Origin of the sequence: Streptomyces sp. YS-3 (assembly GCF_045257485.1) — a bacterium.
Taxonomy (GTDB): Bacteria; Actinomycetota; Actinomycetes; order Streptomycetales; family Streptomycetaceae; genus Streptomyces.
The window spans coordinates 1-769 of the sequence record NZ_JBJHPC010001142.1 but is presented as its reverse complement, the minus strand read 5'-3'; the positions used below and the strand labels follow the sequence as shown (position 1 = coordinate 769).

At 75.0% G+C, this 769-nt stretch carries 1 protein-coding gene; it reads left to right on the top strand.

Annotated elements, in window-relative coordinates; translation table 11 throughout:
* Nucleotides 1-45: 45 nt before the first annotated feature.
* Nucleotides 46-393 (top strand): hypothetical protein, encoded by a 348-nt coding sequence (locus ACJA3G_RS37985; RefSeq protein WP_406557545.1) that lies wholly within the window; start codon nucleotides 46-48, stop codon nucleotides 391-393.
* Nucleotides 394-769 lie beyond the last annotated feature (376 nt).

Sequence of the window (769 nt, the reverse complement as noted above, 5' to 3'; positions counted from 1 at the left end):
CCCCCTCAGACCCCCGCGCCCAGCACGGAGCACGGAGTTCACCCGCTGCGGATCACCGCAGACGATCAGCAGCGCCCCGGCCCGCTCCCGCGCAGCGCGCCGGGCGACATCCTGGTCCTCACCACCGGTGACCCGCACCCGTGGGCGGCGCACGAGCTGTCCTTCGGCGAGGAGTCGTACTGGGCGCAGCACGACGCCCGCGACGACGTGTTCTACGCGTCGGCCGCGTCCGTCGAGCGTGCGGCCGGGCGTCCCGTGGTGATCGTCGCCGTCAACGGCGGGGACGACGCGGCTGTCGGCGCGCTGTCGGTCGCGCGGGAGCGGGCCGGGGCGCTGCTGATCGTCTGCGGTGATCCGCAGCGGGTGAACTCCGTGCTGGGCGCGGGGGTCTGAGGGGGCGTCCCCCTCGGGCCCGGGCCGTTCGGGTGCGGGCCGTTGTGGGGTGCTTGCGCCGTTCCCCGCGGCCCTTCGGGGACGGAGTGCGGTTTTCGTCTGCGGGCTGTCCTGGGCTGGTCGCGCAGTTCCCCGCGCCCCTGGGGGGCGGACCGTCGTTCTTCGTGTGCGGGTCGGCTTGGGTTGCTCGCGCAGTTCCCCGCGCCCCTGGGGGGGCGGACCGTCGTTCTTCGTGTGCGGGTTGTCTTGGGTTGCTCGCGCAGTTCCCCGCGCCCCTTTGGGGCGCTAGCGTGCCGCCACCCTGCGTAGTGTTTCCGCCGTGCCGCTGCGCAGGGGCGGGGGTGCCGGGTCGGTGTCCGCCAGGGAGCCGGGAGCC